This is a genomic window from Thalassoglobus neptunius (assembly GCF_007859735.1).
In the GTDB taxonomy this organism is placed as follows: domain Bacteria; phylum Planctomycetota; class Planctomycetia; order Planctomycetales; family Planctomycetaceae; genus Thalassoglobus; species Thalassoglobus neptunius.
In genome coordinates this window covers 1-7,387 of record NZ_SIHI01000090.1, presented here as the reverse complement: position 1 = coordinate 7,387, position 7,387 = coordinate 1, and the positions used below count along the sequence as shown (strand labels likewise).

Genomic DNA, 7,387 nt, shown 5'->3' with positions numbered 1-7,387 from the left:
TTGGCCAGTTCAGACTCCGTCGCGGAAGCAATCAATGCCAGCAGTGGGTGGAAAATCTTCGGCATCTCGGTATGGTCATAATCTCTAACATGGATTGCTGTTGCACATTCATGGAACAGCGCTTGGTGCTGGATGATGGGCACTTTTGCGGGCGATTTCCAGCCATCCCCAAACGGTCGACTCGTGATCAACTCAAATCGGGATTTCTGTCCTTTGTAGCGCCCTAAATGCCCGCTATTGCTGCCCGATTTGGAGGCGAAAAGTTGTTCACGAAAAGGTCCCCGGTACAGAATCGGGTACAGAATCCTTGGTTTAGCGACACATCACAACACTTGATAGAGCTTGGTGTTGTGGAAAAATGCGAGTTCCATTTTCCTACCAAGAGCTTTCGTCTACGGAACCGGAGGGCTCTTGTCAACATCGATACCGATTGATCGATTCAAGGAATGTGTCGAATTGACGACGTGCCCGCCGTTCGCTGTCGATGCTATAGACATGAACATCAAGTCTCCACATGAGCTAAGATGGGAAACCGATTTACTGGATGAATCGCATGTCCACGTTTCTCTGCGTGCTGAGTTGGACGGGAACTTGGTCAACTGGTCCCGACGTAGTCGATTCTTTCAATGCTTGTGCTAACGATTGAAGAAATCATCAATGAATATGTTCATAAATGTGCAGATTACTCCAGAAATGACGGGGAAGGCTGGGGTTGACTTGAGCCTGTTGAATCGAAGGAAAAAACGAATTTGAAATCGATCAATCCAACCATCTTTTTTCCATCCGGTGTAAAACGGATTTTGTGGATGTCCCCAAGTTCACGAACGATTGCTCCCATGGGTTGGCCCGTTTCGGCATGCCAGACCCGGACTCTTCCATCATGCCCAGCGGTGGCGATCGATTTGCCATCTTGGAGATACTCAACAGAGTCAATGAAGTCCGTATGAGCGACGATGGACTGAATCTGAGATCCAGTGCTCAAGTCCCAGATCTTTAGCGTCCGGTCGTGACTCACTGTCGCAAGTTCCGATACATCTGGATGGAAACAGACTGCAGTCAGAGTGCTTGTATGTCCAGCGAGAACTGTTCGTGATCCACTCCTTAGATCATAGAGATGAAGGTCATCCATGTGACCCACTGCGAGCCATCGGCCATCCGGCGAATAGCGGATGCAACGACACTGTTTGGTGGGAAACGTGGCGATCGGACTCTCGCTGGACCTTTCATAGACTTGCACTGATTGAGGTTCTCTGCTGTCAAGCATTGCGATTTGCCCGTTGTTCGTAACCGTGATTTGCGATGGCTCAACGACGTTATCGATAACCCAATTCGCAACGCGTTTTGAAGAGTGACATTCGAATAGAGAAATCTGTCCTAGCCTGACTGCTGCCAACCAATTGCCTTTTGGGGCGCATGCCAACGTTTCCCAACCCAGGGGTGCTGCATTCGCAAATGAGTTGATTTTCTTTCGACGGTCAAGATCCCACAATTCAATGTCTGCTCCACACACAACCAATCTTCCTAAACTGTCAACATCGAAGTCATGAAAGTATTGGTCACGATCGACTCGCCATCTGTAAGAGTGCTGATCAGGATTCCAGATCCTCACATAGCCGCCCCAGCCTCCGGTAACTAGATTCTTCCCGTCTTTTGAAAGCGCGAGCGTCGTGCCGCGATTGTTATGAGCAATCCACGCGATGACAGGTCGTCGCGTTTCGTCCACGTTGCCGACTCCCACCGCCGATACGTCGTGAACAGCGACCATTCCACCTTGATCAATTGAAGCAAGTCTCTCTCCGTCATTTAGGAATGTCAAACCTTGAATCCCATCGACGAGTTTCGTCAAGTGAACACTCTGTTTGGTCTCAACATCCACAATGTAAATGTCACCATAGATGTTCCCGGCGGCGACGAGCGATCCATCTGCCGAGAATGTGACACAGACAGCTCGACCACCAGATCCATCGGTTGAGAACTGATATTCCAACTTGCCATTCTCGGTCTTCCAAATCGCGATTGAGCGATCGCTGCTCGCAGTTGCCAACTTCTGGCCGTCTGGAGACACGGCGAGACTTTCGACTTCACGCTCATGCCCAACAAACTCATGGACTTGCTCTCCTGTTAAGGGATCCCAACTTCGTGCGACGCCGTCATCGCCGGAAGAGAAAAGCGTTCTCTCATCGATGCTGAAACTAACGTCGTTGGCCTCTCCTCGGTGCGCAGCGATTTCACGCTCGATGATTGCAGATTCGAAGTTCCAAATCTTCAGGGCCCCATCACTGCATGCAGCGACCAGAAATTTACTATCTGGCGACCATGCGAGCCCGTTTGCGTTTGTCAATGGTGTCAAAAGAGTTTGTTCATGAGTCCAATTCGCCGTTCGATAGATCGAAACTTCAGGAAAATTTGAGGCTACTGCAAGCCATTCTCCATTTGGCGAAATTCGCAAAGCGCGTATTCGACCTCCATTGTTAAATTCTTTGCCGGGAAGCTTGGTCACCTGTTTGCTGTAGTAATCCCACTCGCATTTTCTCAGAGATCGAACACTTTCGTTTGTTTGGTAGGCGTCAAGCAATTCTTTGGCGCGCCTGATGTCGACTCTTTCAATCGCCTGCGACACGAGTTGCATTTCTGCGGCATACAACATTTCTTTGGAGCGAAGTGATATCTGTTTGGAGATCTGCGAATTTTGCTCCGCATTCAACTGTGCTTGTCGCGCCTCTTTAGCAGAACGAGTCGCTCGTCTCGCATAGCTAATGCTCGTCGCTGCGCCGATAGCAGCGGTCATGAGCACGACGATAACGAATGCCAACAGACGACGATGACGAGCGACGTATTTTCTTACCCGATAAGCAATTGTCGGAGGGCAAGCTTCGACGGGCTGACCATCCAGATACCTCTTGACGTCCAACGCAAACGCGCTTGCAGTTTCATAACGTCGGTCTCGGTCTTTCTCAAGTGCCTTCGTGACCACCCAGTCCAGTTCCCCTTTTATCGACGAAACAAGCTGTCTGGGTGTGGTTCTCCGATTCTGTGAAATCGTTGACTGTTGACTGATGTCGATTGTCCTGACGCGTTCACTTGGATTCGGCACTTCGTGCTCGCTTATGAATTGTCTCAACTTGTCCAAGCTGACATTTTCGAGAGCTTCCTTGGCGAATGGCGTTGTCCCGGTCAGCAATTGATAAAGCAGGACACCGAGAGCGTAGATGTCGGTGCGCGTATCAATATCAGATGCAGACAACTTTGCCTGCTCAGGACTCATGTACTGTGGTGTCCCGAGCAACTGAGAAAACTGTGTGTAAACCGACTGATTCCATTGATCCTGATGAGTCGCCTTCGCGATTCCAAAGTCAATCACTTTAGGAATCGGTTGACCATCATGCACTTCCACGATGATATTCGATGGCTTCAGATCGCGGTGAATGATCCCCTTCATATGGGCGTGCTGCACGGCCTGGCAGACGGAAATAAACAGTTTGAGACGCTCGTGCGTGCTGAGTTTTTCTGAGTCGCAGAACTCAGTGATTGGCATCCCGCGAACGAGTTCCATGACAAAGAACGGTCGTCCCTGCTCGGTCGCTCCTCCGTCAAGGACTTTGGCAATACTCGGATGAGACATCAGAGCTAACGCCTGACGTTCGTTCTCGAAACGTCTCACCACTTCCTTAGTTTCCATTCCGAGCTTGATGATTTTTAGAGCGACTTTTCGTCGAACCGGACTTTTTTGCTCGGCAACGTAGACTTCACCCATCCCCCCTTCGCCGAGGTGTTCCCGGATGATGTAGGGGCCGATGACTTGCCCGACTCGGTCTTCGGGCAACGTGATTTTCACGGCAGGCCGTTGGTTGTCATCGAGAAACGATCCAAGCTGTTCCTCATGAGCGACCAACTCCAGCACTTCCTTCCGAAGACGTGGGTCGCCAGCGCAATAGTCTTCCAGAAATGTCTCTCGTTCATTGGAGGGCATCTCAATGATGCAATCGAATAGAAGTTTGACCAGTCGACGATGATTCGAATCAGCCATAGTCGGGGGTGCTTCAAAGATCTCGGGGCTCTTCATCGGTTGCACAGTATCATACCGATCTGCGCATTCTCAGGAACCGTGCGATTCGCTTGATCGCGAGAGAGGAATAATCAACGACTCTTCCATCGCCGAAAGAAAGCAAGAATGCTCGCAGATCCGGTGACGATGAGAAAGCCAGTGGCCGGTTCGGGGATGGAATTGGCCTGCCGAAAAGCCACCTCGCCCGCGCTGAGAATTCCACTACCGTTCCAATGGAGATTCGAAGTAATTGACATCCTGATATGCGAGGCAGTGGTCGCCGTGAAACGAAAGACTTCAACTCCTGTGAAGAGGGAGTCACCGAGATTTCCGTCTGCCAGATAACTCCCGATGATGACTGGACTCGTGAAAGCATTATTGTCGTCAGCGAACAATTCGAAGTTTCCGATTTGATTGTCGAGATTATTTCCTCGGTTCCACAATGCCATACCATCGATCGTAAACTGTCCGCCCAAATCGAAATCGATAATTGCAGTGGTTACGTCTGCATTTGTTGCCCAAATTGCATTCGATGTGTCGATGTGCACCGGCCCCGAAGCAATATAGGTATCGAAGTCGGTCACTCCGCTCACGTAGCCATTCGGTTGGCGAGTATCGCGATCAACCAACCCTGACTGATCAACGAGAGCATCGTCCATGTAGTGAAGTGTCCCAAACACCCGTTCATCGGAGGCGACAGCACTTACCGGCTGCAAAATCGTCCCTGCGTCCGCAGTTGTCATTGTCGAATGCAAGTACATCGATAGAACAATCATGAAACCAATCTGAGTGTTCGGTGACATCAATGAATTTCCTTTGAGTTGATCATCTCGATCTTGTTGGGTGAAATTGATCATTCGACGCACTAGACGATGCAAATTTCACAAAGGAAAGGTTTGCGAGACATGCTTCGGATGACGCCGAAAATTGCCAAACTCGATGTCGCGATTCGTGAAGTTCAAATTTGATTGTCCTTGATCGATCACAATCGACCGTTTTGCCTCCGATGCAGTGACGACGGAAAGTGACCAATAATCCAGCCAAATCAAGATCGAACAACCACATCGGCTTCTGGACGACGAAGGGGGGACTATCTGCTAGTCGTTCCGACGGCGACGTCTCCGTACCAAGCCGAACCCAGCGACCACACCGATTCCAAGCAGCGCGAAGCTCCCCGGCTCAGGAACGGCATTGCCCACTGATTGAGTCACGGCGGACATCCGGAACGACGACTGAACGCCGCTTTCGGTGAAACTCAATCCGGTCACGAATGCTGTCGGGTCACCTGGGCTAAGTGCTTCTCCAACGTCGATTCCGCGAATCCCGAATTCAGTCACACCATTGGGATCGAGTGCCAAAAAGTCAAACTCTGTCCCAGCCAGAAGCTCGAATGTCTGGCCGTTGACAAGCAGTTCAAACATGGTGTCACCACTTGGAAGTGCCCCTGGAATCAGGACGGATGCGAATGGGACGGCATTGGTCGTATAGTCGTAGCCCGTTGCTATCTCTGGATCGAAGTTCTGAATGCCATCATCCGTGATAAAATCGAAACCGAAACCGTCTGGATCGACAACGACTGGAAGCAACGGCAAGTCCAGCGTTGACCCGGGAAGCTGGTCGATGCCCCAGGCAAATGTGATGTTGGAGACTCCCTCTGCTGTTCCATTTTCATCCCCACCCAGCAGACTCTGATCTAACCGAAACAATAGTTCGTAGTCCCCCGCAACGAGTTGTGCTTCCCCTGAAAAGGTGTTTGTCCAAACGCCGGGCCCATTACCGAGTCCATTGACATTTCCATTGTCGTTGAAATAGATACCTCCCGCGCCATCGAGTCGTCTCACCTCGAAGTAGGAAAAATCGCCCCGTGATGGCACCCGCGACCCAGACACAAGATTTGTAAAACTATCGATCCATTGCACAGCGATATTTGCCGTTGAGTCAATGGAAAATCTCTGGGTGTACAAGATGCCGCTAAAGATAAATCCAACATCAGGTCCCGCTGGCTTAAATCGTTCCAGCCGGGCAGAGATATTTCCGCCACCGGTTCCGGTTCCGACACTCAACACGCCAGCGGCCGCTGCTGCTGTTCGCGCATCAGGTGCCCCAATGACAGTTGGAACCACGTTGAATGAATCAACTGACTTTGGCAGAAACCGGTCGAGGGTTGTCGAATTAGACACATCTCTAACTGTACTTGTGCCAATTGACGAGTTCGTCGTGAGCGTCCCAGATCCCAGAACGGTAAGCGCTGCGTTCGCCGATTCAGTAGCCACGCTCAAAAAGAACGCACTCAGGGTGGCTGTCAGACACAGAATTCGCATTTCTATTCCTATACTCTTCCCAGAAGTTCGCATCTCCAAAAGTTGACCTTCACGTCGACTTCTCGACGACGACACCGGCGTTTGACAAGGATTCGTCGACACCGATGCGTGCATCGGGGAACGATTCAGCATGACCTATGGTAGTGGAGTGCGCAATTAATCTAGAGAGAATTACGAGATCTCGCGTCAGAACCCGCCAGAATTCTTAAAAAAGAACTCGATGAGCGAACGTTCAGCTTGTGTTCAACGTTCCGTTGAGATTTCTCGAAACAGCCAGGTGCGAGCGTATCTCCAATCTCTCTCAACACTTCGGAGTGGTCGCTCGAGCGTCTCGGCGATTTCGATCATGGTGCAGCCGGCATAAAAACGAAGTCTGACAATCTCAGCGAGCTTTGGGTCTTCCGACTTGAGTCGGTCAAGCGCCAAATCCAGCAAGACGAGTTTCTCACAGGGCATTGATGTCCCAATTTCAGCATCAAATTCCGCAGGGATTCGTTTCTTATCGCCTCCATGTCGCAAACAAGCTTTTTTGCGAGCATTGTCAATCAAAATGCATCGCATCGCTTCCGCTGCCGCAGAGAAAAAATGACGACGTGACGCCCACCCTAATTTTTCAGACCGAACAAGTCTCACATACGCTTCATGAACAAGCGCCGTGGGTTGTAAAGTGTGATCACACGACTGAGAGGCCATACGTTCAGTTGCATGTTGCCGCAACTCGTCATAGACGAGCGGAAGTAACTTCGATGCTGCTACTCCGCTCCCCGCTTCAATCAGTCGGAATACTTGAGTGACGTCCTGCATCCCAACACGATAAAGAGAGCTCGAACCAATTTCCAGCATTCTCTGTGGCTTTTAATTCGCCTTAGAGGCTATCCGGAAACTGAGGTTTTGTGAAAGTCTGGTTTTGTTCACACTTTGCGGTTCATCAACGCAAAGGAGTGCACGGTGTCCGAGGCGATTCGAAAAGCGTACCCAAGTGACCTGACTGACCTTCAGTGGGAGATGATCGAAATGATTC

Annotated in this window: 5 protein-coding genes; all 5 read right to left on the bottom strand. The window is 50.5% G+C overall.

Going from position 1 to position 7,387, the window contains the following annotated elements; translation table 11 throughout:
- Positions 1-191: hypothetical protein (locus KOR42_RS27590; protein WP_231741130.1), on the bottom strand; the 191-nt coding region annotated here is incomplete at its 3' end.
- A gap of 491 nt (positions 192-682) precedes the next feature.
- On the bottom strand, positions 683-4,027 hold the full coding sequence (locus KOR42_RS25375; protein WP_197441594.1) for a serine/threonine-protein kinase: 3,345 nt from the start codon (positions 4,025-4,027) through the stop codon (positions 683-685).
- Between the two features lie 110 nt (positions 4,028-4,137).
- Complete coding sequence (locus KOR42_RS25370) at positions 4,138-4,848, bottom strand: discoidin domain-containing protein (protein WP_197441593.1); 711 nt, start codon at positions 4,846-4,848, stop codon at positions 4,138-4,140.
- Between the two features lie 294 nt (positions 4,849-5,142).
- On the bottom strand, positions 5,143-6,225 hold the full coding sequence (locus tag KOR42_RS25365) for a PEP-CTERM sorting domain-containing protein (protein WP_197441592.1): 1,083 nt from the start codon (positions 6,223-6,225) through the stop codon (positions 5,143-5,145).
- Between the two features lie 384 nt (positions 6,226-6,609).
- Positions 6,610-7,170: an ECF-type sigma factor gene (locus tag KOR42_RS25360; RefSeq protein WP_146512605.1), complete on the bottom strand. Its 561-nt coding sequence runs from the start codon at positions 7,168-7,170 to the stop codon at positions 6,610-6,612.
- Between the last annotated feature and the right edge of the window lie 217 nt (positions 7,171-7,387).